The organism is Paraconexibacter sp. (genome assembly GCF_059438195.1).
On the sequence record NZ_JBLKKY010000037.1, the window covers coordinates 1 to 26,533 of the forward strand.

Annotated in this window: 29 protein-coding genes; 24 read left to right on the plus strand and 5 right to left on the minus strand. The window is 72.4% G+C overall.

What is annotated here, in order from left to right; all coding sequences use genetic code 11:
- The 3 genes from ACME2J_RS13345 to ACME2J_RS13355 all read left to right on the plus strand — a co-directional run.
- The coding region (locus ACME2J_RS13345) for an acyl-CoA dehydrogenase family protein (RefSeq protein WP_495545417.1) at positions 1–497 on the plus strand (497 nt) is incomplete at its 5' end.
- A 90-nt stretch (positions 498–587) separates the two neighbouring features.
- Positions 588–1,037 carry a PadR family transcriptional regulator gene (locus ACME2J_RS13350; RefSeq protein ID WP_495545418.1) on the plus strand — a complete coding sequence of 150 codons (450 nt, stop codon included), beginning with the start codon at positions 588–590 and terminating at the stop codon, positions 1,035–1,037.
- Positions 1,038–1,056: 19 nt separating this feature from the next.
- The gene (locus tag ACME2J_RS13355) at positions 1,057–1,821 is read left to right on the plus strand and encodes an SIR2 family NAD-dependent protein deacylase (protein ID WP_495545419.1); all 765 of its coding nucleotides are present in this window, start codon (positions 1,057–1,059) and stop codon (positions 1,819–1,821) included.
- 45 nt (positions 1,822–1,866) lie between these two features.
- Here the strand turns inward: ACME2J_RS13355 and ACME2J_RS13360 are convergent, their stop codons facing one another.
- On the minus strand, positions 1,867–2,448 hold the full coding sequence (locus tag ACME2J_RS13360) for an endonuclease domain-containing protein (RefSeq protein WP_495545420.1): 582 nt from the start codon (positions 2,446–2,448) through the stop codon (positions 1,867–1,869).
- 111 nt (positions 2,449–2,559) lie between these two features.
- Positions 2,560–2,949: a hypothetical protein gene (locus tag ACME2J_RS13365; protein WP_495545421.1), complete on the minus strand. Its 390-nt coding sequence runs from the start codon at positions 2,947–2,949 to the stop codon at positions 2,560–2,562.
- 364 nt (positions 2,950–3,313) lie between these two features.
- On the opposite strand from ACME2J_RS13365, the gene ACME2J_RS13370 reads away from it, so the two are divergent.
- Entirely contained in the window at positions 3,314–5,689 is a 2,376-nt protein-coding gene (locus ACME2J_RS13370) for a lytic murein transglycosylase (RefSeq protein WP_495545422.1), read from the plus strand.
- Positions 5,690–5,709: 20 nt separating this feature from the next.
- Entirely contained in the window at positions 5,710–6,603 is an 894-nt protein-coding gene (locus ACME2J_RS13375; RefSeq protein ID WP_495545423.1) for a hypothetical protein, read from the plus strand.
- 12 nt (positions 6,604–6,615) lie between these two features.
- On the opposite strand, the gene ACME2J_RS13380 is transcribed toward ACME2J_RS13375, so the two are convergent.
- On the minus strand, positions 6,616–7,497 hold the full coding sequence (locus tag ACME2J_RS13380; RefSeq protein ID WP_495545424.1) for a DMT family protein: 882 nt from the start codon (positions 7,495–7,497) through the stop codon (positions 6,616–6,618).
- Positions 7,494–8,213 (minus strand): phosphorylase family protein, encoded by a 720-nt coding sequence (locus ACME2J_RS13385; RefSeq protein ID WP_495545425.1) that lies wholly within the window; start codon positions 8,211–8,213, stop codon positions 7,494–7,496. Before ACME2J_RS13385 ends, ACME2J_RS13380 begins: the two co-directional genes overlap by 4 nt.
- A 25-nt stretch (positions 8,214–8,238) precedes the next feature.
- Here ACME2J_RS13385 and ACME2J_RS13390 point away from each other — a divergent pair, with 25 nt between their 5' ends.
- The 12 genes from ACME2J_RS13390 (at position 8,239) to folK (ending at position 17,905) form a co-directional block, all read left to right on the plus strand.
- Positions 8,239–8,664 carry a hypothetical protein gene (locus tag ACME2J_RS13390; protein WP_495545426.1) on the plus strand — a complete coding sequence of 142 codons (426 nt, stop codon included), beginning with the start codon at positions 8,239–8,241 and terminating at the stop codon, positions 8,662–8,664.
- A 7-nt stretch (positions 8,665–8,671) separates the two neighbouring features.
- Positions 8,672–9,097, plus strand: coding sequence for a hypothetical protein (locus ACME2J_RS13395; protein WP_495545427.1), 426 nt, complete (start codon positions 8,672–8,674; stop codon positions 9,095–9,097).
- The gene (locus ACME2J_RS13400) at positions 9,094–10,284 is read left to right on the plus strand and encodes an adenylate/guanylate cyclase domain-containing protein (protein ID WP_495545428.1); all 1,191 of its coding nucleotides are present in this window, start codon (positions 9,094–9,096) and stop codon (positions 10,282–10,284) included. Before ACME2J_RS13395 ends, ACME2J_RS13400 begins: the two co-directional genes overlap by 4 nt.
- A gap of 1 nt (position 10,285) precedes the next feature.
- On the plus strand, positions 10,286–11,248 hold the full coding sequence (locus tag ACME2J_RS13405; protein WP_495545429.1) for an NAD-dependent epimerase/dehydratase family protein: 963 nt from the start codon (positions 10,286–10,288) through the stop codon (positions 11,246–11,248).
- Complete coding sequence (tilS, locus tag ACME2J_RS13410; protein ID WP_495545430.1) at positions 11,245–12,207, plus strand: tRNA lysidine(34) synthetase TilS; 963 nt, start codon at positions 11,245–11,247, stop codon at positions 12,205–12,207. The genes ACME2J_RS13405 and tilS overlap by 4 nt, the downstream gene beginning before the upstream one ends.
- A 25-nt stretch (positions 12,208–12,232) precedes the next feature.
- Positions 12,233–12,748, plus strand: a complete 516-nt coding sequence (hpt, locus tag ACME2J_RS13415; RefSeq protein WP_495545461.1) for a hypoxanthine phosphoribosyltransferase — start codon at positions 12,233–12,235, stop codon at positions 12,746–12,748.
- A 123-nt stretch (positions 12,749–12,871) separates the two neighbouring features.
- The gene (gene ftsH, locus ACME2J_RS13420; protein ID WP_495545431.1) at positions 12,872–14,860 is read left to right on the plus strand and encodes an ATP-dependent zinc metalloprotease FtsH; all 1,989 of its coding nucleotides are present in this window, start codon (positions 12,872–12,874) and stop codon (positions 14,858–14,860) included.
- 18 nt (positions 14,861–14,878) lie between these two features.
- Complete coding sequence (gene folP / locus ACME2J_RS13425) at positions 14,879–15,682, plus strand: dihydropteroate synthase (RefSeq protein ID WP_495545432.1); 804 nt, start codon at positions 14,879–14,881, stop codon at positions 15,680–15,682.
- Positions 15,679–16,140 carry a dihydroneopterin aldolase gene (gene folB, locus ACME2J_RS13430; protein ID WP_495545433.1) on the plus strand — a complete coding sequence of 154 codons (462 nt, stop codon included), beginning with the start codon at positions 15,679–15,681 and terminating at the stop codon, positions 16,138–16,140. Before folP ends, folB begins: the two co-directional genes overlap by 4 nt.
- A complete protein-coding gene (locus ACME2J_RS13435; protein ID WP_495545434.1) occupies positions 16,130–16,993 on the plus strand; it encodes an acyl-CoA thioesterase in 864 nt (287 codons plus the stop codon). The genes folB and ACME2J_RS13435 overlap by 11 nt, the downstream gene beginning before the upstream one ends.
- A complete protein-coding gene (locus ACME2J_RS13440) occupies positions 16,974–17,393 on the plus strand; it encodes a nuclear transport factor 2 family protein (RefSeq protein WP_495545435.1) in 420 nt (139 codons plus the stop codon). Before ACME2J_RS13435 ends, ACME2J_RS13440 begins: the two co-directional genes overlap by 20 nt.
- Positions 17,390–17,905, plus strand: a complete 516-nt coding sequence (folK, locus tag ACME2J_RS13445) for a 2-amino-4-hydroxy-6-hydroxymethyldihydropteridine diphosphokinase (protein WP_495545436.1) — start codon at positions 17,390–17,392, stop codon at positions 17,903–17,905. The genes ACME2J_RS13440 and folK overlap by 4 nt, the downstream gene beginning before the upstream one ends.
- 153 nt (positions 17,906–18,058) lie before the next feature.
- On the opposite strand, the gene ACME2J_RS13450 is transcribed toward folK, so the two are convergent.
- Entirely contained in the window at positions 18,059–18,805 is a 747-nt protein-coding gene (locus ACME2J_RS13450) for a glutathione S-transferase family protein (protein ID WP_495545437.1), read from the minus strand.
- A 24-nt stretch (positions 18,806–18,829) separates the two neighbouring features.
- Here ACME2J_RS13450 and ACME2J_RS13455 point away from each other — a divergent pair, with 24 nt between their 5' ends.
- The 7 genes from ACME2J_RS13455 (at position 18,830) to ACME2J_RS13485 (ending at position 26,447) form a co-directional block, all read left to right on the plus strand.
- Complete coding sequence (locus ACME2J_RS13455) at positions 18,830–19,597, plus strand: type III pantothenate kinase (RefSeq protein WP_495545438.1); 768 nt, start codon at positions 18,830–18,832, stop codon at positions 19,595–19,597.
- Between the two features lie 43 nt (positions 19,598–19,640).
- Entirely contained in the window at positions 19,641–20,642 is a 1,002-nt protein-coding gene (locus ACME2J_RS13460; protein WP_495545439.1) for a tRNA dihydrouridine synthase, read from the plus strand.
- Between the two features lie 173 nt (positions 20,643–20,815).
- Positions 20,816–21,298, plus strand: a complete 483-nt coding sequence (gene greA, locus ACME2J_RS13465) for a transcription elongation factor GreA (protein ID WP_495545462.1) — start codon at positions 20,816–20,818, stop codon at positions 21,296–21,298.
- A complete protein-coding gene (lysS, locus tag ACME2J_RS13470; protein ID WP_495545463.1) occupies positions 21,295–22,782 on the plus strand; it encodes a lysine--tRNA ligase in 1,488 nt (495 codons plus the stop codon). The genes greA and lysS overlap by 4 nt, the downstream gene beginning before the upstream one ends.
- Positions 22,783–23,066: 284 nt before the next feature.
- Positions 23,067–25,709 (plus strand): ATP-dependent Clp protease ATP-binding subunit, encoded by a 2,643-nt coding sequence (locus ACME2J_RS13475; protein WP_495545440.1) that lies wholly within the window; start codon positions 23,067–23,069, stop codon positions 25,707–25,709.
- A 148-nt stretch (positions 25,710–25,857) separates the two neighbouring features.
- Positions 25,858–26,247, plus strand: a complete 390-nt coding sequence (locus ACME2J_RS13480) for a cyclic nucleotide-binding domain-containing protein (RefSeq protein ID WP_495545441.1) — start codon at positions 25,858–25,860, stop codon at positions 26,245–26,247.
- Entirely contained in the window at positions 26,244–26,447 is a 204-nt protein-coding gene (locus ACME2J_RS13485) for a CDGSH iron-sulfur domain-containing protein (RefSeq protein WP_495545442.1), read from the plus strand. Before ACME2J_RS13480 ends, ACME2J_RS13485 begins: the two co-directional genes overlap by 4 nt.
- The last annotated feature ends 86 nt before the right edge of the window (positions 26,448–26,533 follow it).

Below are 26,533 nucleotides of genomic sequence, written 5' to 3' on the forward strand. Positions count from 1 at the left end.
TCGGCGAGGAGAACAAGGGCTTCAAGCTCGCGATGATGACCCTCGACCGCACGCGTCCGGGCGTCGCCGCGATGGCGACCGGCATCGCGCGTGCCGCGTTCGAGTTCGCCTGCGACTACTCGAAGGAGCGCGTCCAGTTCGGCGTGCCGATCGCGATGCACCAGGGCATCCAGTTCATGCTCGCCGACATGGCGACGGAGATCGAGGCCTCGCGCCTCCTCACCTGGCAGTCGGCGGTCCTCCTCGACCAGGGCAAGCGCAACACGCTGCAGTCCTCGCACGCCAAGCGCTTCGCCGCCGACACCGCGATGAAGGTGACGACCGACGCGGTCCAGGTCTACGGCGGCTACGGCTTCATCAAGGAGTACCCCGTCGAGAAGCTCATGCGCGACGCGAAGATCATGCAGCTCTACGAGGGCACGGCCCAGATCCAGCGGCTCGTCATCGCCCGCGAGACGCTGCTCCCGCGCCGCGTCGAGGAGCCCGCCGGCGCGTAGCCGGCCTCCTCACGCGAGCGCAGCACCACGGCCGGCCGGGCGCGAGTGCCCGGCCGGCCGTCGGCGTTCAGGGCCTGCGATCCTGCCCGCATGCCCGACCGCGAGACCCGAGATGCGGTCGCCGGGGCGGCGCCGATCGGAGAGGCCCACGCGGCGGCCGGGTCCCGCCGCGCCCGGGGTGCGGGCTCGGGCGACCCGCTCGTCGGCGAGCTGCGCCGCGCCGGCCTGCTCCCGTTCCTCGTCCTGCGTCTCCTCGCGGAGGCGCCGTCGTACGGGAACGCGCTGATGGAGCGCGTCACCGAGATGACCGCCGGCCTCGTCGTCGTCAACCCCAACACGATGTACCCGCTGCTCCGCGACCTCGAGAAGCGGGGGCTCATCGCGGGCGAGTGGGAGCATCCGGAGCGCCGCTCGCGGCGCTTCTACCGCCGCACCGAGACCGGCGCGCAGGAGTGCGAGCGGCTCGCCGGGGCCGTCGCCCCGCGACTCGACGAGGTCGCTCGCGCCGTCGAGGCTCTGCGGCGTGAGCTGCGGTCCTGACGCGTACCCTCCCTCGCACATGACGACGTCTTCCTCGCAGACCGGCGCCGAGCGGCTCGCGGAGCTCATCGCGGACGCCCGCTCGGTCGTCGCCCTCACCGGCGCGGGCATCTCGGTCCCGTCTGGCATCCCCGACTTCCGCTCCCCGGGCACGGGCCTGTGGGAGAACGTCGATCCGATGGAGGTCGCCCACATCGACGCGTGGCGCGCCGACCCCTCGCGCTTCTGGCACTTCTACGGCGACCGCTTCACGACGCTGCGCGACAAGGAGCCCAACGGGGCGCACCGCGCGCTCGTCGAGCTCGAGCGCCGGGGCAAGCTCGATGCGGTCGTCACGCAGAACATCGACATGCTCCACCGGCGCGCCGGCACGTCCGAGATCGTCGAGGTGCACGGCACGATCGAGCACTCGTCGTGCCTCGACTGCGGTGAGCGCTACCCGCTCGACGAGGTCCGGGGGCGTCTCGCGTCGTCGGCGGACGGGGTCCCGGGCTGCGACTGCGGCCGCCCGCTCAAGCCCGACGTCGTCCTCTTCGGCGAGCTCCTTCCCGCCGATGCGCTCGAGCGCGCGTCCACGCTCGCGGCGAAGGCCGACCTCCTGCTCTGCGTCGGGTCCTCGCTCGAGGTCCATCCGGTCGCCCAGCTCCCGGGGATCACCCTGCGCTCTGGCGGGCAGGTCGCGATCGTCACGCAGGGATCCACGCCGTGGGACCCGCATGCCGCGCTGCGCCTCGGCGGCGACGTCGTCGCCGAGCTCGAGGCCGTCGTCGCGGCGCTCGCGTAGGGGCCGCGGCGCCGCTCGCCGCCGCGCGCCGCGCTTCCTTCTCGCTCAGCGAGCAGAAAGCGCGGCACGGCGCTCGAGGACGCGGAACACGTCGTCGGTGACGACCGTGGGACGGCGCGTCACGTCCCACCACGTGAACCGCAGCGGGGCGAACCCGAGCTTCTGCAGCTCGCGATCGCGCCAGCGGTCACGGTCGAACTGCGCGAAGCGGTCGTGCGACCTGCGGCCGTCGGCCTCGACGGCGACGCCGAGGCCGCGCAGGAGGAGGTCGACGCGGATCCCGATGCCGCCGAGTACGCGCACACGCCCGTTGACCTCGGCCAGGACGTGACGGCGAGGCCTCGGCCGTCCGTCCGGAGGTCCGTCGCCGGCAGCGAGCGCGTCGACGTCGCCCTCAGGCCGACCGAGGTCGGCGGTGCGCGCGCGGACGACGACCTCGGGGACGACCGGCACGGCACCGAGGCCGAGGCGCGCGATGGCACCGGGTCGTGAGGCCGCGGCGGCGGGCTCGGCCGATCGTCCGCGCGTCTCGAGGAAGGCGGCCCACGCCTCGCCGTAGGGCGGGATGTCCGGGCGTCCCACGGCGTACAGGCCGCGGTGCTCGGGGAAGAGGATCCCGCGGTCCACGCGTGCAAGATCCCTTGCGTCGGCCGTGACAGTCGAGGCAGGTCGCCCGCGGCGCGCCGCGCGCGACCCGATGGCCCGGGGTCGGGTGGAAGCACCGACCCCCTGTTCGTCCTAGCCCTTCTGGGCGGCGCTGAGCGCGGCGATCTCCTGCGAGATCGTCCGCAGGCTCTCCTCGATCGCCTCGAGGCGGCTCTCGAGTCCCGCGCTCCCCTTGAGCGCGGCGAGGCGCTCGTCGAGGCGGTCGACGCCGTCCTCGATCCCCTCGAGCCGCTGCGAGACCGAGCGCAGGCGACGCGTGAGCCGCTCGATGTCGGCGGCCGACGGGATGTTGAGGGCGCCCATCGCGACCTCCTGCGCCTGGACGGCCTTCTCACGGGCCTCGAAAGCACGCGAGAGCGCGCCGCTGATGAGCGGGTTCTCGAGGAGATCCTGCGCGAGCTTGCCGAGCGCCTCCTGCCCCTGACGGGTGACGTCGCGGCGGTTTCCTGGCTCCGTGCTCATGTCGGTGGGAGGTCCTTTGCTGACGCGGGCGGACGTGGGCACAGCCTATCGGGCTGGACGTTCGGCCAGTTTTCGACGCATCTCTCACCCGAACGGCTGGCGAGATCGACCCGAAGGGGGGACGGTTCCACTTTGCAATCCATCCCCCCTTCAAGATACGTTCCTGCCGTCACGTGACGGGGCCCGGGGTAGGGTCCGCCCGCGCTTCGCGGGCCCGGCTAACGGCGTACGGGTCGCGGGGAGGAGACCGCACGCACGCATGAGCACTCGCAAGCTTCTGACAGGACTGCTGACCGCTGGGGTCATTTCGGCAGGCTTCGGCGCGGCAGTGATGCCGGCCAGCGCCGAACCCCGGACGATCGTCGTGACGCTGCTCGGGGGGCAGCAGCTCACGCTGACGCTCGACATCCCGCCGGGCACGCCGCTCGACCAGATCCGCATCCCGGGGATCCAGCTCCCGATCGTGAGCATCGTCGACGCGACGCCCGCTCCGGCTCCCGCCCCGGCGGCTCCGGCGCCCGCTCCCGCCCCGGCCCCCGAGGCCCCGGCGAAGGACGCGGCTCCCACCGAGCCCGCGACCGCCGAGACCGGTGACGAGACGACGGCGAAGACGAAGGAGGCGCAGCAGCGCGCCGAGCGCGAGACCGAGAAGGCGACCGAGGCCGCGACCGACGCGGCCGAGAAGGCCGCCCAGAAGCAGGCGAAGGCGCAGCGGCGCAAGGCGACGAGGACCCGCCGCGCCGACGGCACCCCGACGCCGGCCAACCCCGGCTTCGCGCTCGCGCTCCCCGGCGCGGCGCCGGTCGGCGTCCCGAACTTCTTCATCGAGAAGTTCCGGATCCCGCCGTTCCTGCTGCCGATCTACCAGGCGGCCGGGATCGAGTACGGCGTGCGCTGGGAGATCCTCGCGGCGATCAACGAGATCGAGACCGACTACGGCCGCAACCTCAACGTGAGCTCGGCCGGCGCTCTGGGCTGGATGCAGTTCATCCCGTCCTCGTGGAAGGCCTACGGCGTCGACGCCAACCGAGACGGCAAGAAGGACCCGTACAACCCGGTCGACGCGATCTTCGCCGCGGCGCGCTACCTCAAGGCGGCCGGCGCCGACACCGACCTCCGCAAGGCGATCTTCGCCTACAACCACGCCGACTGGTACGTCGACAGCGTGCTCATGCGCGCCCGGCTCATCGGCGGCCTGCCCGCCGACCTCGTCGGCTCGCTCACCGGCCTCACCCAGGGCCACTTCCCGGTCCACGCGAAGGCCCGCTACGCGGACGACCTCCGCGAGAAGGACGTCGCCAAGCGGATCGCGAAGGGCAGCAACCCCGCGCGCCCGATCGAGGGCGACGACCGGCGCCGCGGCGTCAAGGTCTTCGCGGACGCCGGCTCGCCGGTGATCGCGGTGCAGGACGGCGAGATCGTCGCGATGGGCACGCACCCGCGCCTCGGCCGCTTCGTCCAGCTCCGTGACACGTACGGGAACACGTACACCTACGGCGGCCTCAAGAAGCTCGCGACCCAGCACCCGGTCCCGAAGGTCAAGACGCCCGAGGAGGGCGAGAAGACCGACGCGGCCGACGAGCCGAAGGATCCGAAGCCGACCGCGCCCGCGAGCGGCGGCGTCCAGGAGAAGGTCGACGAGGTCGTCGGCAAGGTCCGCGAGGCCGCCAACGCTCCGGCGAAGGCCGTCGCTCCGGCGAAGGAGCGGCTCTTCGCGAACCCGACCCGACCCGCGGCGAAGGCCGCCGGCGGCGAGGAGCAGCTCCTCAACGACGGTGACGCGCTCGCCGACGACGAGACGTTCGAGACGTACTTCAAGGACGCCTACGGCCTCGACCGCGACGACGTCGTGCTCAAGGACCTCGAGAAGGGCTCGAAGGTCATCGCCGGCACGATCCTCGGCCGGATCGGGACGGTCTCCGACGAGTTCGCGCCCCACGTCCTGTTCGAGATCCGCCCGGCGGGCCGCGGCGCGCCGCGGATCGACCCGAAGCCGATCCTCGACGGGTGGAAGCTCCTCGAGTCCACGGCCGTCTACCGGGCGAAGGGCAAGAACCCCTTCTTCGGTCCCGACGCGAAGTCGGCGTCGATCGGGCAGATCCTGCTCATGAGCAAGGAGACGCTCCAGAAGCGCGTCCTCGAGGACCCGCGGATCGACGTCTACGACTGCGGCCGCCGCGACATCAAGGCGGGGGTCATCGACCGCCGCGTCCTGGCGACGCTCGCGTTCCTGTCGTCGAGCGGCTTCAAGCCGACGGTCTCGTCGCTCTCCTGCGGTCGCCGGAGCATCTACACCGCGTCGGGCAACCTGTCGGCCCATCCGGGCGGCAAGGCCGTCGACATCCCGAAGGTCAACGGCCTGCCGATCCTCGGCAACCAGGGCCCGGGTTCGATCACCGAGGCGACGATCCGCCGGCTCCTCACCCTCCAGGGGACGATGAAGCCGGACCAGATCATCAGCCTCATGACGTTCGACGGCGCGGACAACACGATCGCGCTCCCCGACCACGCGGACCACATCCACATCGGCTGGCGCCCGCTCGTCGCCGAGGACGGCAAGCTCGACGAGAAGCTCAACGGCCAGCTCAAGCCGTCGCAGTGGATCAAGCTCATCGAGCGGATCGGCGACATCGACAACCCCGAGGTCTCGACGAAGGTGTCCTCGGCAGCGCTCGACGCCGATGACGACGACGGGCTGAGCGAGGGCGAGCGCGCGAGCGACGCCCACGTCGGCGAGTAGTGCCGGGGGCACCCGCCCCGATGGCGACCGATGACGGCGACGCGTCCCCCACGGGGGACGCGTCGCGTCTCTTCCGCTTCGTCCAGTTCGAGTTCCCGTGGGGCCTCGGCCCTCACGACGGCCGCTACGTCATCCGCGGTCACGCCGCGGAGATCGAGCACGTCCTCATCGTCGCGACCCTCGGGGCACCGCCGCGCCGCGGGCTCGTCCGCCGGCGCCGGCCGACGGAGGCGGCTCCGGAGCCGGAGCCGACCCCGGTGGCGACGGGTCGGGCGACGATCATCGCCGCGGAGCCGTTCGCCGACGCCAAGGAGGCGGACCGCTGGCGCCGCGACGTCGACCCCGAGGAGGAGGCAGAGGCCGCCCTCGTCGTCCTCAACCGCGTCCTGCATCTCCATCGCATCGCGACCGCGGACCCCTACGTCCGCGAGGTCGCGCGCGAGCAGGCGCTCGTCGTCCGCGTCGGCACCGGGGAGGGGGACCGGGTCGCGAGCGGCCGCTGGAACGACGCCGTCGAGCTGCCGCCCTACGCGGCCCGCCGCGAGCGGCGACAGCTCGCGCTCCAGCCGCAGGAGCGCCTCGCCGCGCTCCTCGGCGCGCGCGACGTCCCGCTGGCGAGCGAGGAGCTCGTCCTCCGCGCCCGTCTCGACCTCGGCGCGGGTCGCACCCGCGAGGCGGCCCTCCAGCTCCGCATCGCCCTCGAGGCGGCGCTCTCCGAGCTGACTCCGTGGGCCGACCGGGCCGCCGTGCAGAGCCGCCTCGACGCCCTGCGCGAAGAGCGACGTGCGGTGGGCGCCGCGGCGAACCGCGCGCTCGAGGGCGGGCTCGACGACGAGACGACGGCCGAGGTCGCGCGCATCGTCGGCCTCGTCGAGGGCGCGCTGCGCGCCCGGACGATCTCGGGCTTCGAGTAGCGGCGCGCGCGGTCAGGCGCGCGCCGGGCGGTCGATCGCCGCGACCGGGCCCGGGGTGAGGGCGGCCGCGCAGACGACGAGCGCGAACGCGAGCAGCCGGACGACGACCCCCGCCGCGTCGTCGGGCAGCGGCTCGCCGAAGACGACGAGGCCCGAGGCGATCGTCGAGAGGTTCGCGGCGACCGAGGTCGTCGCGATGACGGGCACGGGGTCGCCGATCTGCAGCGAGCGCGCGGAGACGACGAGCCCGATGAGCGAGAGGGCGAGGATGACGCCGGCGAGGGGATGGACGAGGACGAGTGGCCCCAGCTCGCCCAGCTCTCCGGTGAGCGCCTTGATCGACACGTCCGAGCCGCCCCATTGGAGGCCCGCCGCGGCTGCGAGGACGACACCCGCGCGGGCGGGGAAGCGAGAAGCGAGGAGGACGGCGAGCCCGGAGGCGACCGTGAGGCCGCCGACGTAGGCGGCGAGCGTCGCGGTCTCGTACTCGCCGTGGGCGTCGTCGACGGCCGCGCGTCCGAGCGTCGCGGCGAGGATCGCGAGCCCGCAGGCCGTGAGCGCGACGCCGATCCACTCGCGCCGGGTCACCCGGAGGCCGAAGAGCCGGTCGGCGACCACGGTGAGGAGGACGAGCCCGCCGGCGATGACCGTCTGGACGAGCGTGATCGGGGCGAGAGCGAGCGCGGCGACGTGGAAGACCCACGACGCCATCGCGACGACGATCCCGATCGTCCACCACTTGTTCGCGAAGAGCGCGGCCGTCGAGCGGACGGGGTGCCGCCAGGTCACCGGTGGGGCGGCGACCGCGCCGCGGTGCTTGTAGAGGAAGCCGAGGATCGAGACGAACGCCGTCGCGACCGAGAGCAGGAGGCCGAGCTGGACCTCGACGCTCACGTCGCGGCGTCGATCCCGAGCGCGGCGGCGGCCGCATCAGCGAGCGCCGACGCCAGCCGCCCGTACGCGTCGTCGTCGATCCGCAGGCGCTCGTCGTCGCCAGGGGTCCGGACATCGGTCACGGCGAGGACGCAGCCGACGGCGACGTCGCGCAGCTCGCCGACCCGGAAGAGCGTCGCGGTCTCCATCTCGACGGCGACCGCGCCGTCGGCGGCCCAGCGTCGGGAGAGGTCGGGGCGGCGCTCGTAGAAGACGTCCGTCGAGGCGACGAGCGCGGCGGTCCGCCCGGTCGCCGCCTCGAGGGCCGCGGTGAGCTCCTCGTCACCCGCGACGCGATCCCCGGCGCCGAGCGCCCGGCTCGTCCCGTCCGCGGCGATCGCCTCTCCTGCGACGAGGAGGTCGCCGTGGGCGAGCCCTCCGTCGAGTGCGCCGCACGTGCCGACGCGGACCGCCGTCGTCACGCCGAGGTCCGCGAGCTCCTCGAGGACGATCGCCGCGCTCGGCCCGCCCATGCCCGTCGACTGCACGCTGAGGAGCTCGCCGTCCGCGGCCCGGCCGGTGTAGCCCCACAGGCCGCGGTTGTGGTTGAGCATCTTCGGGCCCTCGAGCAGGTGCTGCGCGATCGCGAGCGCCCGGCCCGGGTCCCCGGGGAGGAGGACCCTCGGCGCGAGCTGCGTCGTCGGGTGGAGGTGGATCGGGCGCTCTGGCGCGGACACGGGCGGCCAGGATAGTGTCCGCGACGTGGCGAAGAAGAAGGACAAGAAGAAGAGCCGCGCCGACCAGGTGCGCTCCGCGGTCGACCAGGCGTTCCACGCGACCGCCGACGGGGCGCAGCAGGCGCAGCAGATGACGCGCGATCGCGCGCAGGAGCTCGCCGACGACCTCGCCCAGGTCGCGACGCGGTTCAAGGACGCGATCGAGGAGATCCGCCCGACGACCGCCGAGGAGCTCTCGCGCCTCCACGCGCGGATCGACGCCCTCGAGAAGCGCGTCGACGCGCTCGCGGCGGAGAAGAAGGCCCCGGCGCGCCGCTCCCCGTCCACGCGCTCGACGACCGCCCGCAAGGCGGCGTCCTCCCGGACGAAGTCGTCGTCGGCGACGAGCGGCTCCCGGGCGAAGGGCTCGTCCCGGTCCACGGGCTCCGGCCGCACGACGAAGGGCGGATGAGGCCGCCATGGGCATCGAGCTCGCCTCGCCCCGGGAGTTCCGCACGGTCATGGACCGCGTCTTCACGATGATGAGCGAGGACCCGGAGATGGGGCCCAGCCTGCGCGACGCGGACGTGCCGCAGCGGTTCGAGTTCGACGACGTCGATCTCGTCGTCAACATCCGGGCCGCGCGCGAGGAGGAGCCCGGCAACCTCGTCTGGGAGTGGACCGACGACGTCGAGTGGGATTCCCGGGTGCGGATGACGATGTCGTCCGAGACGGCCGTCAAGTACTTCCAGGGCAAGGAGAACATCGCGATGGCGATCGCGCGCCGGCGCATCAAGACCGGCGGCGACGTGAAGGCTGCCCTCGCGCTCATCCCGATCACGAAGCCGATCTACGCGCGGTTCCGCGCCGTCGTCGAGGCCGAGTATCCGCACCTGAAGGCGTGAGCCCCGAGCCGATCCCGCTCGCGGAGGTCGCGCGCCGCAGCGGCGTCTCCGTCGGGACGCTCCGGCGCTGGCGGGACGCGGGCCTCCTGCCGGCGGCCGAGGAGGGCGAGTGGACGACGGCCGTCGCCTCGCACGCGCGGCTCGTCGCGCGCCTGCGCGAGCGCGGGCACGCGATCGCGGAGATCCGCGCCGCGACCGAGGAGGGCCGCCTCGCCTACGGGTACATCGAGGAGCTGCTCTCCCCGCCGGCGACCGAGCACACGCTCGAGGAGGCGTCGCGCGAGACCGGCCTCGAGCCGGCGCTCATCGAGCGCATCTACTCGAGCGTCGGCTTCAACGCCCACGCCCTGCGGCGCATCAGCGACGACGACCTCCAGTTCCTGCGCTACTGCGCAGCGGTGCTCGCAGCGGGCTACCCGCTCGTCGCCTTCCTCCAGATGTGCCGCGTCTTCGGGCAGGCGCTCGCGACGATCGCCGACGCGGAGGTCCGGCTCTTCCACCTCTACGTCCACGAGCCGCTGATGCGTGACGGGGTCCAGAGCACCGAGATCGCCGAGGAGATGGAGCGGATGGCGCGCGGCCTCATCCCGCTCGCCTCGCCGATGATGGACCACCTCCACCAGCGCTTCCTCGCCCACTTCGTCGAGCAGGACGTCATCGGGCACATGGAGAGCGACGTCGAGGCGGGGGAGCGGCTCGACCTCGGGCGCCTGCGCGTCGCGATCGCCTTCGCCGATCTCGCCGGCTACACGAAGCTCACCGAGGAGGAGGGGGAGGAGGAGGCGGTCGGCGCGGTCGAGCGCTTCGTGGAGAACGTCGAGCACACGCTCCCGGACGACGCGCGCGTCATCAAGACGATCGGCGACGAGGTGATGATCGTCGGCAGCGACCCGTCCTCGCTCATCGACTGGGCCGTCGGCTTCCAGACGCTCGTCGCCGAGCGTCCGCTGCCGCGGATCGGCATCCACTACGGCGAGACCCTCTACCGGGACGGCGACTACTACGGCCGCGAGGTCAACCTCGCTGCGCGCGTCGCCGCGAGGTCGGCGGGCGGCGAGGTGATCGCCACGCGGCCGGTCATCGAGCAGGCGGGCTCCCACCTCGAGTTCGAGCTCATCGGAGAGGTGCGGCTCAAGGGCTTCACCGAGGCCACGGAGCTCTTCATCGCACGGGCCGTCGAGGACTGAGGTGCCGGCCGTCCTCGTCACCGGCGCCGCCGGCTTCATCGGACGCGCTCTCACCGAGCGCTTCGCGGCCGACGGATGGGAGGTCCGCGGCGTCGACGTGGCGACCGGCGCGGCGCCGGGTGTGGCCGCGGGCGACGTCACGCGCCCCGGGCCGTGGCAGCAGCTCGCCGACGGCTGCGACGTCGTCGTCCACACGGCCGCGATCGTCACGCTCGCCGGCGACTGGCGCGATTTCGCGGCGGTGAACGTCGACGGCTGCCGGCACGCGCTCGACGCCGCGCGGCGGGCCGGGGCGCGACTCGTCCACCTCTCGTCGGTGACCGTCGCGGGCAACGACTTCCCGGACGGCGCGGACGAGGACCGGCCGGTGCACCCGACCGGCAGTCCGTACGTCGACACGAAGATCGCGAGCGAGCACGTCGTCCTGCGCGGCATCCTCGACGGGGCCGACGCGGTCGTCGTGCGACCGGGCGACGTCTTCGGGCCGCGCAGCCGCCCGTGGACGGTCGAGCCGATCCGGCTCCTGCGGACCCGGCAGCTCGTCCTCCCGGACGGCGGCGCGGGCATCCACTCGCCGGTCTACGTCGACGATCTCTGCGACGGCGTGGTCGCAGCGGCCGCGCAGCCGGGCGCCCGGGGCGGCACGTTCACGCTCTCCGGTGGGATCGGCGTCCCCGTCATCGACTACTTCGGCGCGTACGCCCGGGGGCTCGGCCTCCCGCGCCCGAGGACGGCTCCCGCCCCGGTGCTGCGCGCCCTCGCGGCCGCCGCCTCGCGAGGCGCCGCCCTCGCCGGCCGGCACACCGAGCTCAACGTCCACAGCATCGAGTACCTCCGCCGCCGCGGGACGCACTCGATCGCACGGGCCCGCGACGTGCTCGGCTGGGAGCCGCGCGTGGGCTACGAGGAGGGGATGCGGCGCACGATCGCGTGGGCGCGCGAGGAGGGGCTCGGCCGCGGATGAGCGACGAGGTCGTCGCGCGGGTCCGGGGGCGCGTCCGCGAGAGCGGCCTCGTCCTCGGCGGGGCGCCGGTCCTCGTCCTCGTGAGCGGCGGCCGGGACTCGGTCTGCCTCCTCGACGCCGTCGTGGCGCTCCGCGGAGGCGTCGGCGTCACCGCGCTCCACGTCGACCACGGCCTCCGCGCCGACTCGCCCGAGGACGCCGGGGCGTGTACCGCGATCTGCGCGCAGCTCGGCGTCCCGCTCGAGGTCGAGCGGCTCGGCGTCCCGCCCGCGACGGGGAACCTCCAGGCCTGGGCGCGGGACGCGCGCTACGCGGCCGCGGGGCGTCTCGCCGCCGCCCGCGGAGCGGTCATCGCGGTCGCGCACACCCGCTCCGACCAGGTCGAGACGATCCTCTACCGGCTCGCCGCGGCCCCCGGGCGCCGGGCGCTCCTCGGCATGGAGCCGCGCCGCGGGGAGATCGTCAGGCCGCTCCTCGGGACCTCGCGGGAGGAGACGACGGCGTATTGCGAGGCGCGAGGCCTGCCCTGGGTCGACGACCCCTCGAACGCGTCGGGCGCCTCCGCCCGGGCACGGGTGCGGCACCGCCTCGTGCCCGCTCTGCGCGAGATCCATCCCGCCGCGGAGGAGAACGTGCTGCGCACCGCGGAGATCCTCCGGGACGAGGCCGCGGTCCTCGATGCCGCGGTCGGCGACGCGCTCGGCGGCGGGGACGCGATCGAGGTGGGGCGGCTCGCCGGCCTCCCGCCGGCGCTCGCGCGCCTCGTCCTGCGACGGCTCGCCGAGGACGTGACGGGCCGGCCGTGCCCGCGCGCGCCCGGGCGCCTCGCCGACGTCCTCGCGCTGGGGTCGTCCGGGGCGCTCGATCTCGGGGACGGAGCCCGCGCGGTCGTCGGCGGCGGGATCGTGCGCGTCGTGGCGACGCCGCCCCTCCCGGAGCGTGGACGCGCCGTTCCCTAGACTCGGACCCGTGCGCGACCCGCAGATTGGCGAGATCCTCGTGCAGCCGGACGCGCTCGAGCAGCGCGTGCGCGCCCTCAGCGACGAGATCTCCCGCGACTACGCCGGCCGCGACCTCCTGCTCGTCGGGGTCCTCAAGGGCGCGGTCTTCTTCCTCTCGGATCTCATGCGGCACATCGACATCCCGTGCGAGGTCGACTTCATGGCCGTCGCGAGCTACGGGAGCGCGACCGACTCGAGCGGGGTGGTGCGGATCCTCAAGGATCTCGACGCGCCGATCGAGGGGCGCGACGTCCTCATCGTCGAGGACATCGTCGATTCGGGGCTCACCCTGCAATACCTGTTGCGCAACCTCGGCGCGCGCGATCCCGCGAGCCTCGAGGTCTGCGCGCTCCTCACGAAGCCGGAGCGCCGCAAGGTCGAGCTCGACGCCCGCTACGTCGGCTTCGAGATCCCGGACCGCTTCGCGATCGGCTACGGCCTCGACCACGCCGAGCGCTACCGCAACCTCCCGTACGTCGCCGCTCTCGCGGCGTCCTGAGCCGACGACCGCCGCGTCCGCGGTGCGGCGGGACGCCGAAAGCACCGTGGTACGCTCAGTTGCCTTGCGCACCGTCGTACGACGCCCAAGCGCCGCCCGTCCGGCGGCAGAGGTCCCTGAGGCATGAGCCGGTTCTTCAAGAGCGCAGCATTCCCGATCCTCATCGTCGTCGTGCTCGCGTTCTTCGCCTCGCGGCTCATCAGCCCGGGCGACGACGAGAAGACGCCGACGTACAGCGAGTTCCAGACGCAGCTCGACGACGGCCTCGTCAAGAGCGTCGACATTCGCACGAAGGACAACATCCTCGACGTCGAGCTGCGCGAGCCGAACGGCCGGACCTACGAGACCGGCTTCGCCCCCGAGGGCGCCGAGCGGCTCGAGCTCCAGCTCCAGACCGCGGTCCGCGAGGGCAAGATCCAGAGCTTCGACATCGAGGGCGACAAGGGCAGCGGCTGGCTGGGCGCGCTCGTGTACGTCCTGCCGTTCCTCCTCTTCATCGGCCTCTGGATCTTCCTGCTCAACTCGATGCAGGGCGGCGGCTCGAAGGTGATGCAGTTCGGCAAGTCGAAGGCGAAGCGCCTCAGCGTCGACTCGCCGAAGATCACGTTCCGCGACGTCGCGGGCGCCGACGAGGCCGTCGAGGAGCTCCACGAGATCAAGGAGTTCCTCGAGAACCCGAAGAAGTTCCAGGCGCTCGGCGCGCGGATCCCGAAGGGCGTGCTGCTCTACGGCCCGCCCGGCACCGGCAAGACGCTCCTCGCGCGCGCCGTCGCCGGCGAGGCGGGCGTGCCCTTCTTCTCGATCTCCGGCTCGGACTTCGTCGAGATGTTCGTCGGCGTCGGCGCCTCCCGCGTCCGCGACCTCTTCGAGCAGGCGAAGCAGAACTCGCCCTGCATCATCTTCATGGACGAGATCGACGCCGTCGGCCGTCACCGCGGCGCCGGCATGGGCGGCGGTCACGACGAGCGCGAGCAGACCCTCAACCAGCTCCTCGTCGAGATGGACGGGTTCGAGGCGAAGGACAACATCATCATGATCGCGGCCACGAACCGGCCCGACATCCTCGACCCCGCGCTCCTGCGTCCCGGCCGCTTCGACCGCCAGATCACCGTCGACCGCCCCGACCGCGGCGGCCGCAAGAAGATCCTCGACGTCCACACGCGCGGCAAGCCGCTCGCGAAGGAGATCGACACCGACTCCCTCGCCGGTCAGACCCCGGGCTTCACCGGTGCGGATCTCGCGAACCTCGTCAACGAGGCGGCGCTCCTCGCCGCCCGCAACGGCAAGCGCGAGATCAGCCAGGTGGAGTTCGAAGAGGGGATCATGCGCGTCATCGCGGGTCCCGAGAAGAAGACGCGCGTCATGGGCGAGAAGGAGCGTCTCATCACCGCCTACCACGAGATGGGCCATGCGCTCGTCGGGCACTTCCTCGAGCACGCCGACCCGGTCCACAAGATCTCGGTCGTCGCGCGTGGTCAGGCGCTCGGGTACACGATCTCGATGCCGCAGGAGGACAAGTTCCTCACGACGCGCGCGGAGCTCCTCGACTCGATGGCGATGACGCTCGGCGGTCGCGCCGCCGAGGAGATCATCTTCGGCGAGATCACCACGGGTGCCTCGAACGACCTCCAGAAGGTCACGCAGACCGCGAAGCAGATGGTCATGCGCTTCGGGATGAGCGACAAGCTCGGTCCGCGCGTCTTCGGCCACGATCACGGCCAGCCGTTCCTCGGCCGCGAGTTCTCGAGCGAGCCGGACTACTCCGACGACATCGCCCGCGAGATCGACGCGGAGATCCGCCGGATCGTCGAGTTCGCCCACCAGCGGGCGAAGGACATCCTGGTGGAGTACCGCGACGCGCTCGAGTCGATCTCCGAGGTCCTCCTCCGTCGCGAGACGATCGAGAAGGACGAGTTCGAGGCGCTCCTCGAGGGCAAGACCGAGGCCGAGGTCTTCGGCGTCGACGACGAGGGCGACGAGGAGACGCCGGAGGAGTCGGCGACCGACCGTCCCGGTCGCGAGAGCCCGCGCCCCCTCCCGCGGCCCGGTCTCGCCGGCGGCGGCAGCGTCGAGGCCCACGGGCTCGACCGCCCCGAGCGGCCCGGCCTGTAGACGTCCCGCGACAACGCGGTGAGCCGCGCGTTCACGGTCATGGGGGTGGTGAACGTCACCCCCGACTCGTTCAGCGACGGCGGCGACTACCTCGACGAGGCGGCCGCGGTCGCGCACGGCCGCCGGCTCGCCGTCGAAGGCGCCGCGATCCTCGACGTCGGCGGCGAGTCGACGCGGCCGGGCGCCGAGCCCGTCCCCGAGGCCGAGGAGCTGCGCCGCACCCGTCCCGTCGTCGCCGCGCTCGCGGCGGACGGCGTCGCCCGCGTCTCGATCGACACGTCGAAGCTCGCGGTCGCGTCGGCGGCGCTCGACGCCGGGGCGACGTACGTCAACGACGTCACGGCCTTCCGGTCCGACCCTCAGCTCGCAGGCCTCGTCGCTGACCGCGGCGTCGGCTGCTGCGTCATGCACATGCGCGGGACGCCGCGGACCATGCAGGACGACCCGCGCTACGACGACGTCGTCGACGACATCCGGGCCTTCCTCGAGGAGCGCGTCCACTTCGCCGTCTCCGAGGGCGTCCGGGAGGACCGCATCCAGGTCGACCCCGGCATCGGCTTCGGGAAGACGGTGGAGCACAACCTCGAGATCCTCCGCCGCATCGGGGAGATCTGCTCGATCGGGTTCCCGGTCGTCGTCGGGACCTCGCGCAAGGGCTTCCTCGGGCGCCTCACCGGTCGTGAGGACCCGGCGGGCCGCGTCGCGGCGACGATCGCGACGAACGTCCTCGCGTTCGCCGGCGGGGCGAGCGTCTTCCGGGTCCACGACGTCGCCGAGCACGTCGATGCCCTGCGGGTCGCGGCTGCTACGTTGCCGCGGTGATCCCGCCCGACCGCCCCGACGACGAGCCGGACGAGTACGCCGACGACGACCTCGGCGACGAGTTCGACGAGGACGAGGAGGACGGCCGGACCGAGGTGATGATCGAGGTGACCGGGCTCTCGCTCTACACGCACCACGGCGTCACGCCCGCGGAGCGCGAGATCGGGCAGCGTCTCGTCATCGACATCCGGATGGAGGTCGGTGTGTGCGACGCGACCGTCACCGACATGGTCGAGGACACGGTCGACTACGGCGAGGTCGTGAGCGACGTCGCGCTCGTCGCCCAGCAGCGCTCGTACAAGACCCTCGAGAGGCTCTGCTCGGCGATCGCCGACCGGCTCCTGGACCGCTTCGCGGCCGACGAGGTGTGGGTGAAGGCCGCCAAGCCGGAGCCGCCCATCGCCCTCCCGGTCGAAGAGGTGTCCGTCGAGGTCTGGAGGGCCGCTCGTGAGCGCTGAGCCCGAAGCGGCGCCCGCCACGACGAAGTTCGCCCGCGACACGGCGGTCAGCCCGCTCGGCGGCGGGCGCTATCGCACGAGCATCTCGCCGGACTGGTCGGCGCCGAACGGCCCGAACGGCGGCTATCTCGCCGCGATCGCGGTCCGCGCGCTCGACGCCGAGATCGCGGACCCGTCGCGACCGGTGCGCTCCCTCACCCTCCACTACCTCCGTCCGCCCGCGACCGGGGCCGAGGCCGAGGTGATCGTCGACGTCGTCCGCAGCGGGCGCTCCGTCTCGAGCGCGACCGTCCGTCTCGAGCAGGACGGCAGGCTCTGCGTCCTCGCCGTCGCGGTCCTCAGCGGCCGGCAGCCCACCGCGGGCGAGTACGCGACGCCGGCGCCCGAGGTCCCTCCCGCGTCCGAGCGTCGGCCCTCGAGCCTCCCGCCGGAGGCGCCGAGCATCGCCCATCGCTTCGTCATCCGGCCCTGCCTCGGCGAGCGGATGTTCTCGTCGGCCGACGAGGCGGTCTCGGGTGGCTGGATCCGTCTCGTCGAGGACGAGCCCGTGACGTGCGCGCTGCTCGCCCTCCTCGTCGACGCCTGGCTCCCGGTGCCGTGGGTGCGCTTCGACGGGCCGGTCCCCGCGCCGACCCTCGACCTCACGATCCACTTCCGGGCGACCGAGGGCCTCGCCGAGATCCCGCCCGACGCGTCGCTCCTCGCGCGCTACACGTCCCGGTGCTCGAGCGAGGGGTTCTCCGACGAGGACTGCGAGATCTGGGCGCCCGACGGCACCCTGCTCGCGCAGGGGCGCCAGCTCGCCCTGCTGCGGCCGGGTAGCGTCCCCGGGCATGAGCCACCAGCACGCTGACGACGCCTCGTCGCGCTTCCGCGCCGCGATCGAGTCGTGGGACCACGAGGCGATGGTCGCCACGCTCGCCGAGAACTGCACGTTCCACTCGCCCGCCGTCCACAAGACCTACGAGGGGCGCGACGCGACCGCGTTCGTCCTCGCGGGCGTCATGCGCGTCCTCGAGGACTTCCGCTACGTCGACGAGCTGCGCGGCGACGGCACGTCGGCGCTGCGCTTCGTCGCCCGGGTCGGGGACCGCGAGGTCGAGGGCGTCGACCTCATCACCCACGACGCCGACGGCCGGGTGGGGGACCTCACCGTCCTCATCCGTCCGCTGCGCGGACTCGAGGCGGTCGTCGAGGGGATGCAGAAGGCGCTCGCTGAGGTCGCTGAGGAGCGGGGCGCCCCGGCGCCGTGATCGGCTACCTCGGCCTCGGGTCGAACGTCGGCGACCGTCGCGCGCACCTGCAGGCGGCGGTCGACGCGCTCCGCGAGCACGGCGTGCGGGTCCTCGGCGCCTCGTCGACGTACGACACGGACCCCGTCGGCGAGGTGCTCGACCAGCCCTCGTTCCTCAACGCGTGCGTCCGCGTCGAGACGGCGCTCGACGCGCTGGGCCTCCTCGACGCCTGCAAGGCCGTCGAGGGCGCGCTCGGACGGACGCTCGCCGGCGAAGAGGGCTACGTCCGCCACGGCCCGCGTCCCATCGACGTCGACGTGCTCCTCCTCGGCGACATCGTGCTCGAGCACGAGCGCCTCACCCTCCCGCACCCGCAGGCGACGTCGCGCCGCTTCGTGCTCGTCCCGCTCCTCGAGCTCGACTTCGAGCTCGCGACGCCGGACGGCGCCCGGCTCGCCGACGCGCTCGCCGCGCTTCCGCTCGACGAGGGCGTGCGGCGCGATGGCCCGCCGCTGGCGGTGCCGGAGTAGGGCGGAGGAGAAGGGACGTTGGCGCGTCGGCGCTCGACTCAGGCGCGAGAACTCGAAGCGTGTCCCATGAGGACCGCTTCTGAGTTCTCGCGCCCGCCGAGGCGGCGCCGGGCGCGCGCCCGGGGCGCGCCGGGGCGCGCCGCCGGCCGAGGTCTACGCCGCCGCGGCGCCCGGCAGCCAGTCCGCGGGGAGCGTGCCGGCCGGCGTGGAGCCCGACTCCTGCGGGAAGAGACGCGTCGCGAGATCGGCGCAGGGCCGGCCCTCGAAGATCGGCCGGAGGTCACCGAGGCTCATGAGGAGCCGCAGCGACGTCGCGATCTGCAGGTCAGCGGCGTTCGGCGGCTCGGAGCCGAGCGTCCCGTCCGCGATCCAGGCGTCGACCTTGTCGAGGTGCGCCGGAAGCGCGAGGACGTCGGCGCGGGCGGCGGTGTCCGTCGCGTCGTTCATCTTCCGCTCGACCCGCGTGAGGACCGGAGCCATCGCGACGAGCGCGGCGCCGGGGAACGGGAGCTTCGAGCCCTCGGTGTACGTCGGGATCGCCTTCGGGTGGCGCTGGAGCGCCGGCCAGAGCACGCGCCGCGCGATCGGCTGGAGGACCTCGTCACCCCAGCGCTCGGCCTCTTCGACCTTCGCGCGGGCGTCGGGGTCGGAGGGGTAGAGCGCCGGCTCGGGGACGCGCCGCTCGATCTCCTTGAGGATCGCGCGGGAGCCTGAGACCTTCGTCCCGTCCTCGAAGGTGATCCCGGGAACGGTCCGGGGACCGAAGAGGGCGCGCATCGCGAGAGCGTGCGCCGGAGGCGGCAGCTCGACGGTCTTGTAGGGGATTCCCTTGAGCGCGAGCGCGCGCTCGACGGTCGCACAGGGATGCGAGCCGTGGACGACGTAGAGCTTGTTCGGCATGCAGCCGAGCATAATGCGGCGTCCGTGCTCCTCGTCGTCGACGTCGGAAACACCCAGACCCACTTCGGGACCTACTCGCCCGAGGGCGAGCTCGTCGAGCACTGGCGGTTCGCGACCGTGCGCTCGTCGACCGCCGACGAGCTCGGCGCCGCCCTGCGCAACCTCCTCGAGCTCCGCGGGGTCGGCCTCGCCGACCTCAAGGCCTCGATCGTCTCCTCGACGGTGCCTCAGCTCGGGCCGGAATGGGCGCAGATGGCCGAGCGCTACCTCTTCCACGAGATGGTCGTCGTCGGCCCCGGCATCCGCACGGGCATGGCGCTGCGCTACGACAACCCGCGCGAGATCGGGGCCGACCGTCTCGTCAACGCCGTCGCGGCGTACGAGAAGGTGCATGGCGCCTGCATCGTCGTCGACTTCGGCACCGCGATCACCTACGACCCCGTGAGCGCCGAGGGCGAGTACCTCGGGGGCATCATCACGCCCGGGGTCGAGATCTCGATGGACGCCCTCACCTCGCGAGCCGCGAAGCTCCCGCGCATCGATCTCGGCAAGCCGCGGTCGCTCATCGGCAAGTCGACGGTCGACGCCATCCGCTCGGGCATCGTCTACGGCTTCGCGGCCCAGGTCGACGGCATCGTCGGCCGTCTCCTCGACGAGCTCGGCGAGGACACGACGGTCATCGCGACCGGCGGGCTCGCCACGAACATCGTCCCCTACTGCGAGACGATCGACGAGCAGGACGACCTCCTCACGCTCGAGGGGCTGCGGCTCCTCCACGGGCGCAACACCTGAGCGGCGGCCCGGACGGACCCGTCTCCTATCCTGAGGGGACCCCATGCCCTCCCTCCGCGACAGCTTCGAGATCGGCGGCGTGACGATCCCCAACCGGGTCGCGCTCGCGCCCCTCGCCGGGATCGGGAACTGGTTCGTCCGGCTCCAGGCCAAGCGCTACGGGGCCGGCCTCGCCGTGAGCGAGATGGTGTCGAGTTTCGGCATCCACCACGGCAACGAGAAGACGTGCACCGAGATGCTCCGGATCCATCCGGAGGAGCACACCGCCGGGGCGGGCGGGCCCGTCGCGCTCCAGCTCTTCGGCCAGGACCCCGACGTCATGCGCTCGGCGGCCGCGACCGTCGCGGAGCGGGGCGGCGTCGACATCATCGACCTCAACATGGGCTGCCCGGTCCCGAAGGTCATGAAGACCGGGGCCGGCGCCGCGATGCTCAAAGACCCCGACACGGCCGTCGCGGTCGCACGCGCCGCTCGCGAGGGCAGCGGGCTCCCCGTCACCGTGAAGCTCCGTTCGGGGGACCGGCGCGGCGACACGAGCGGCGTCGACCTCGCCCACCGCCTCGTCGAGGAGGCGGGTGTCGCGGCGATCGGCTTCCACCCGCGCTCGGCGCAGGTGCACCACAAGGGGACACCCGACTACGACCTCGCCGCGCGTCTCGTCGAGAGCCTCCCGGCGCCCGTGATCCTCACCGGGGGCCTCCACGACCCCGACTCCGTGCGCGCCGCGTTCGCGCGGACGGGCGCGGCCGCGGTCATGCTCGCCCGCGGCGCCCTCGGGAACCCGTGGCTGTTCCGCCAGATCCTCGAGGACGACGCGTCCGAGCCGACCCGCGCGGAGATCCTCGACGAGCTCGACTGGGTGATGGACCGCGCCGTCGAGCACATGGGCCCCGACCGCGGCGGCCGCTACCTGCGCAAGTTCTATCCCTGGTACGTCACCCGGCTGGGGGAGGGGACGGCGCTCCAGCAGGCGCTCCAGTCGACGAGCCGCATCGAGGACGCCAGAGCGCTCCTCGCGCCGCTCCGCGAGCCGGCCGCCGCCTGAGGCCGAGGGGCGCCCGCGACGTCGCAGGACGCGATCCGCGCGAACCGACGGACTCGCTGGACGTCCTCGCTATACTGCGGCGCCCGCCCGGCCTCCTCGGGCGCCGTTCCCCGCCATGAGCGGGGTTTTTCGTCGCCCCGGGCCGGGGAGAGCAACAGCAACCCAGGTGCCGCATGCCGAAGGACGTCATCCTCACGCCCGAAGGACTCGAGAAGCTCAAGGAGGAGCTCGAGCACCTCTCGACCGAGAAGAGGCGCGAGGTCGCCGAGCGGATCAAGGAGGCGCGCGAGTTCGGCGACATCTCCGAGAACTCCGAGTACGACGACGCGAAGAACGAGCAGGCGATGCTCGAGTCGCGGATCCTCCAGCTCGAGGAGAAGATCCGCTCCGCGCAGGTCGTGAAGGCCGACGAGCTGTCGAAGGACGTCGTCGGCGTCGGGTCGATCGTCCACGTGAAGGACGAGAAGACCGGCAAGTCGCAGAAGTACACGATCGTCGGGTCCGCCGAGGCGAACCCCGCCGAGATGAAGCTCTCGAACGAGTCCCCCGTCGGCCGCGCCCTCATCGGCCACAAGAAGGGCGATATCGTGTCGGTCCAGGTGCCGAAGGGCCCCGCCCGCAAGCTGAAGGTGACGAAGATCGAGGTCGGGCTCTGACCGAGCCCCCGTCGGGCCCACCCGCCCCTCCCGAGGGGGACCTCCTCGCCGTCAGGCGCGAGAAGCTCGATCGGCTTCGCGCCGACGGGATCGACCCCTTCCCGCACGCCTACGCGGGGGTCGAGGTGATCGGCGACGTCCGCGCCGCCCACGCCGCGCTCGAGCCCGGCGAGGAGACGGAGTCCCGGCACCGGATCGCCGGGCGTCTCCACGCGCGTCGCGGCCAGGGGAAGATGGCCTTCCTCGACGTCGACGACCGCAGCGGCCGCCTCCAGATCCAGGCGAAGCTCGACGTCCTCGGGGAGGAGCGCATGGAGCGCCTCCTCTCGCTCGATCTCGGCGATCTCGTCGGCGTCGACGGCGTCGCGTTCTGCTCGAAGCGGGGCGAGCTGTCGCTGCGGGTCGAGGACTTCGCGGTCCTCGCGAAGTCGCTGCGCCCGCCGCCGGACAAGCACCACGGCCTCCACGACCAGGAGCTGCGCCAGCGCCGCCGCGAGCTCGACCTCATGGCGAACGCGGAGACCCGCGAGCTCTTCACGACGCGGGCGAAGATCATCGCCGCCGTCCGCCGGCAGCTCGACGACGAGGGCTTCGTCGAGGTCGAGACGCCGGTCCTGCAGCCGATCTACGGCGGCGCCGCGGCACGTCCCTTCACGACGCACCACAACGCGCTCGACCGCACGCTCTACCTCCGCATCGCGACCGAGCTCTACCTCAAGCGCTGCATCGTGGGCGGGCTCGAGCGCGTCTACGAGCTGGGCAAGGACTTCCGCAACGAGGGCCTCAGTTTCAAGCACAACCCCGAGTTCACGATGCTCGAGTGGTACGAGGCCTACGCGGACTACGAGGACGCGGCGGCGCGCCTCGAGCGCCTCGTGGGCGGCGTCGCCGAGGCGATCGAGCTCGATCCCGCCCACCCCATCGACTTCACGCCGCCCTGGCGGCGCATCACGTTCGTCGGCTCGATCCGCGACGCGACCGGGATCGACATCCTCGCCCACCGCGACGCCGACTCGCTCGCGGCGGCGATCCACGAGCGGGGCCTGACGATGCCCACCGAGGGCCTCTCGTGGCCTGCGCTCGCCGACGACCTCCTCTCCAAGCACGTCGAGCCGACGCTCCAGCAGCCGACGATCGTCATGGACTACCCCGTCGAGCTGTCGCCGTTCGCGAAGGCCCATCGCAGCGAGGAGGGCCTCACCGAGCGCTTCGAGGCCTTCTGCTCCGGGATGGAGATCGCGAACGCCTTCACCGAGCTCAACGACCCGGACGTCCAGCGCGAGCGCTTCGAGGCCCAGGCGCGCCTCGCGATGGAGGGCGACGAGGAGGCCCAGCCCTACGACGAGGTCTTCGTCGAGGCGCTCGAGCAGGGGATGCCGCCGACGGGCGGCCTCGGCCTCGGGATCGACCGGCTCGTCATGGTGATGACGGGCAGGCGCTCGATCCGCGACGTCGTGCTCTTCCCCGCGATGCGAGAGGCGTGAGGCCTCTTCGCCGCGGCGCGCCGGGGCCCTCGGCGCGTGTCCACGGGGGCGAGGCGGCCCCCCGGGAGGTTTCGCCTGACGGTCCTCCTGGGGAGCGAGAAGGCGGTTGGTAGCATGACCCATGCTCGCCTTCCGACCTGATGGACTCATCTTCTTCGGCCCCGCGGCCGAATATATGAGCAGTCGGGTCTTTCGGCATCCCCTGAACACCACCGACGAGTCCGAACCACGCCCCACCCCACCGCTGACGACCAGCCGCCGCCAGCAGGAAGGATCAGCAGACGATGTTCGAGCGATTCACTGAACGGGCCCGACAGGTCGTCGTTCTCGCGCAGGAAGAGGCGCGGACGCTCAAGCACAACTACATCGGGACCGAGCACATCCTCCTCGGACTCCTCCGGGAGGAGGAGGGTCTCGCCGCTCGCGTGCTCGAGAGTCTCGACATCACCGTCGAGCGCGTCCGCGCTCAGGTCGTCCGCATCGTCGGGTCGGGTGAAGAGGTGACGTCGGGCCAGATCCCGTTCACGCCGCGCGCGAAGAAGGTGCTCGAGCTCGCCCTCCGCGAGGCGCTGAGCCTCGGCCACAACTACATCGGGACCGAGCACATCCTCCTCGGCCTCGTGCGCGAGAACGAGGGCGTCGCCGCCAGGATCCTCCTCGACTTCGACGCGGACTCCGAGAAGATCCGCAACGAGGTCATCCGCATGCTCTCCGGGCCGGGCGGCCGCCGCTCGGGCTCCGGGCAGGGCGCGGGCGCCGGCCAGGGCGCCGCGGGTCAGGCCGGCGCCGGGGCGCAGGGCGAGGGCAAGAAGAACTCGAAGCTCCTCGACCAGTTCGGCCGCAACCTCACGAAGCTCGCCGCCGACGGCAAGCTCGATCCCGTCGTCGGTCGCGAGACCGAGGTCGAGCGGATCATGCAGATCCTCTCGCGCCGCACGAAGAACAACCCCGTCCTCATCGGGGAGCCGGGCGTCGGCAAGACCGCCGTCGTCGAGGGCCTCGCGCAGCGCATCACGAACGCCGACGTGCCCGAGCTCCTCAAGGGCAAGCAGATCTACACGCTCGACCTCGCGGCGCTCGTCGCCGGGTCGAAGTACCGCGGCGAGTTCGAGGAGCGCCTCAAGAAGGTGATGAAGGAGATCACCCAGCGCGGCGACATCATCCTGTTCATCGACGAGCTCCACAACCTCGTCGGCGCGGGTGCCGCGGAGGGCGCGATCGACGCCGCCTCGATCCTCAAGCCGGCGCTCGCCCGCGGCGAGCTCCAGACGATCGGCGCGACGACGCTCGACGAGTACCGCAAGTACCTCGAGCGCGACTCGGCGCTCGAGCGGCGCTTCCAGCAGATCCGCGTCGACCAGCCGTCGACGGAGGAGACCGTGCAGATCCTCAAGGGCCTGCGCGACCGCTACGAGGAGCACCACAAGATCGAGATCACGGACGAGTCCCTCGAGGCCGCCGCCGAGCTCGCCGACCGCTACATCTCCGACCGGCAGCTGCCGGACAAGGCGATCGACCTCATCGACGAGGCCGCCTCGCGCATGCGCATCAAGTCGATGACCTCCCCGCCCGTCTACCGGGAGCTCGAGGAGGAGATCGAGACGACGCGCCGCCAGAAGGAGGCGGCGATCGAGGCGCAGGAGTTCGAGAAGGCCGCGAACCTCCGCGACCAGGAGCGCCAGCTCACGAACAAGAAGCGCGAGCTCGAGGAGCAGTGGGAGGCCGGCGAAGCCGAGGGCCAGGAGCGCCCCAAGATCGGCGAGGAGGAGATCGCCGACATCGTCTCGATGTGGACGGGCATCCCGGTCTTCAAGCTCACCGAGGCGGAGACCGCGAAGCTCATGCGCATGGAGGACGAGCTCCACAAGCGCGTCATCGGGCAGCACCAGGCCGTCGAGGTCATCTCGAAGGCGATCCGCCGCTCGCGCGCGGGCCTCAAGGACCCGAAGCGCCCGACCGGCTCGTTCGTCTTCCTCGGCCCGTCCGGCGTCGGCAAGACGGAGCTCGCGCGGACCCTCGCCGAGTTCCTCTTCGGCGACGAGGACGCGATGATCCGCATCGACATGTCCGAGTACATGGAGAAGCACGCGGTCTCGCGCCTCGTGGGCTCTCCTCCCGGCTACATCGGCTACGACGAGGGCGGCCAGCTCACCGAGGCGGTGCGGCGCAAGCCGTACTGCGTGCTCCTCCTCGACGAGATCGAGAAGGCGCACCCGGACGTCTTCAACATCCTCCTGCAGATCCTCGAGGACGGCCGGCTCACCGACTCGCAGGGCCGCACGGTCGACTTCCGTCACGCGATCGTGATCATGACGTCGAACATCGGCGCCTCCGAGATCGCGCGGAACACCCCGCTCGGCTTCTCGGTCGGCGACGAGGACCACGGCATGACCTACGACGACATGAAGGCGCGGGTCATGGGCGAGCTGAAGAAGGTCTTCCGCCCCGAGTTCCTCAACCGGATCGACGACGTCATCGTCTTCCACAAGCTGCAGAAGGAGGAGATCAAGGAGATCGTCGAGCTCCTCCTCCTCCGCGTCCGCGAGAGCCTCGCGGAGCGCGAGCTGCAGCTCGAGGTGGCCGAGGACGCCAAGGAGTTCCTCGTCGAGAAGGGCTGGGACCCGGCGATGGGCGCCCGTCCGCTGCGCCGGGCGATCCAGCGCTACATCGAGGATCCGCTCGCCGACTTCGTCCTCCGCGCCGAGCTCGTGCCCGGCGGGACGGTCCTGGTGGAGCGCGGCGCCGAGGACGACGAGGAGAACCCCGTCAAGCTCTCGATCATCGCGCCGAAGACGCCGCCGAAGAAGGTGCCGGCGACCGTCGGGGCCGAGGGCGGCACCGCCGAGCAGGGCCGGCAGCCCGCCGGCGAGCTCGAGTCGCCGCCGTCGGACGAGGGCGACGAGCCCAGCGGCGACGACGAGTCCTGATCCGCGCGCCGCGCGGTACCGGAATTCCCGCGAAGGGCGGCCTCGACGGCCGCCCTTCGCGCGTCGTGGGGTGGTTTTCCCACTCCGCGGGGGCGATGCGTCAGGATGCGGCGGTCACGTCGACATCCCGACCGGAGGAACGACACCCGTGGACGCGTCACGCCTGAAGGGCATTCCCCTCTTCGCCGATCTCTCGCCGCAGGACCTCGAACACATCGCGACGCTCGCGGCGGAGGTCTCCGTGCCCGCCGGGAAGGAGCTCGTCCGCGAGGGCGACTACAGCTACGAGCTCCTCGCGATCGAGGAGGGCGAGGCGAAGGTCGAGCGCGGCGGCGAGCACATCGCCAGCCTCCGGGCAGGCGACGTGGTCGGCGAGATGGGGGTGCTCTCGAAGGAGCAGCGCAACGCCACGGTCGTCGCGACGACGCCGATGCGGCTCATCACCCTCGACCGCTGGGACACCAAGCGGCTCCGCAAGCTCTCCCCGGAGCTCGCCGATCGCCTCGCCGAGATCATCTCGGCGCGCGAGCCCGCGTGATCGAGATCAAGGTCCGGGACGACGGCCCGTACAAGGTGACGGGCCCCGTGCGCCTCATCGACCCCGACGGCGCCGAGCTCGACGTGCCGGCGGGCGACACGATCGTCCTCTGCCGGTGCGGGATGTCGGCGACGAAGCCGTTCTGCGACGGGTCGCACGGGCCCGAGGGGTTCCGCTCGCGCGTCCGTGCGCGGGAGTGAGCGCCGCAAGGGCGCAACCCCGCGCCTCGGCGCGCGTTCCAATGGACGATGCGCACCGTGAGCGGCCTCTCCGTCGTCCTCCTCGT

Coding starts and splice junctions, on each gene's coding strand:
- ACME2J_RS13350 (WP_495545418.1), top strand. CDS start 588: ATGCCCGACCGCGAGACCCGAGATGCGGTCGCCGGGGCGGCGCCGATC.
- ACME2J_RS13355 (WP_495545419.1), top strand. CDS start 1,057: ATGACGACGTCTTCCTCGCAGACCGGCGCCGAGCGGCTCGCGGAGCTC.
- ACME2J_RS13365 (WP_495545421.1), bottom strand. CDS start 2,949: ATGAGCACGGAGCCAGGAAACCGCCGCGACGTCACCCGTCAGGGGCAG.
- ACME2J_RS13375 (WP_495545423.1), top strand. CDS start 5,710: ATGGCGACCGATGACGGCGACGCGTCCCCCACGGGGGACGCGTCGCGT.
- ACME2J_RS13395 (WP_495545427.1), top strand. CDS start 8,672: ATGGGCATCGAGCTCGCCTCGCCCCGGGAGTTCCGCACGGTCATGGAC.
- tilS (WP_495545430.1), top strand. CDS start 11,245: ATGAGCGACGAGGTCGTCGCGCGGGTCCGGGGGCGCGTCCGCGAGAGC.
- ftsH (WP_495545431.1), top strand. CDS start 12,872: ATGAGCCGGTTCTTCAAGAGCGCAGCATTCCCGATCCTCATCGTCGTC.
- ACME2J_RS13440 (WP_495545435.1), top strand. CDS start 16,974: ATGAGCCACCAGCACGCTGACGACGCCTCGTCGCGCTTCCGCGCCGCG.
- ACME2J_RS13450 (WP_495545437.1), bottom strand. CDS start 18,805: ATGCCGAACAAGCTCTACGTCGTCCACGGCTCGCATCCCTGTGCGACC.
- ACME2J_RS13460 (WP_495545439.1), top strand. CDS start 19,641: ATGCCCTCCCTCCGCGACAGCTTCGAGATCGGCGGCGTGACGATCCCC.
- greA (WP_495545462.1), top strand. CDS start 20,816: ATGCCGAAGGACGTCATCCTCACGCCCGAAGGACTCGAGAAGCTCAAG.
- ACME2J_RS13475 (WP_495545440.1), top strand. CDS start 23,067: ATGTTCGAGCGATTCACTGAACGGGCCCGACAGGTCGTCGTTCTCGCG.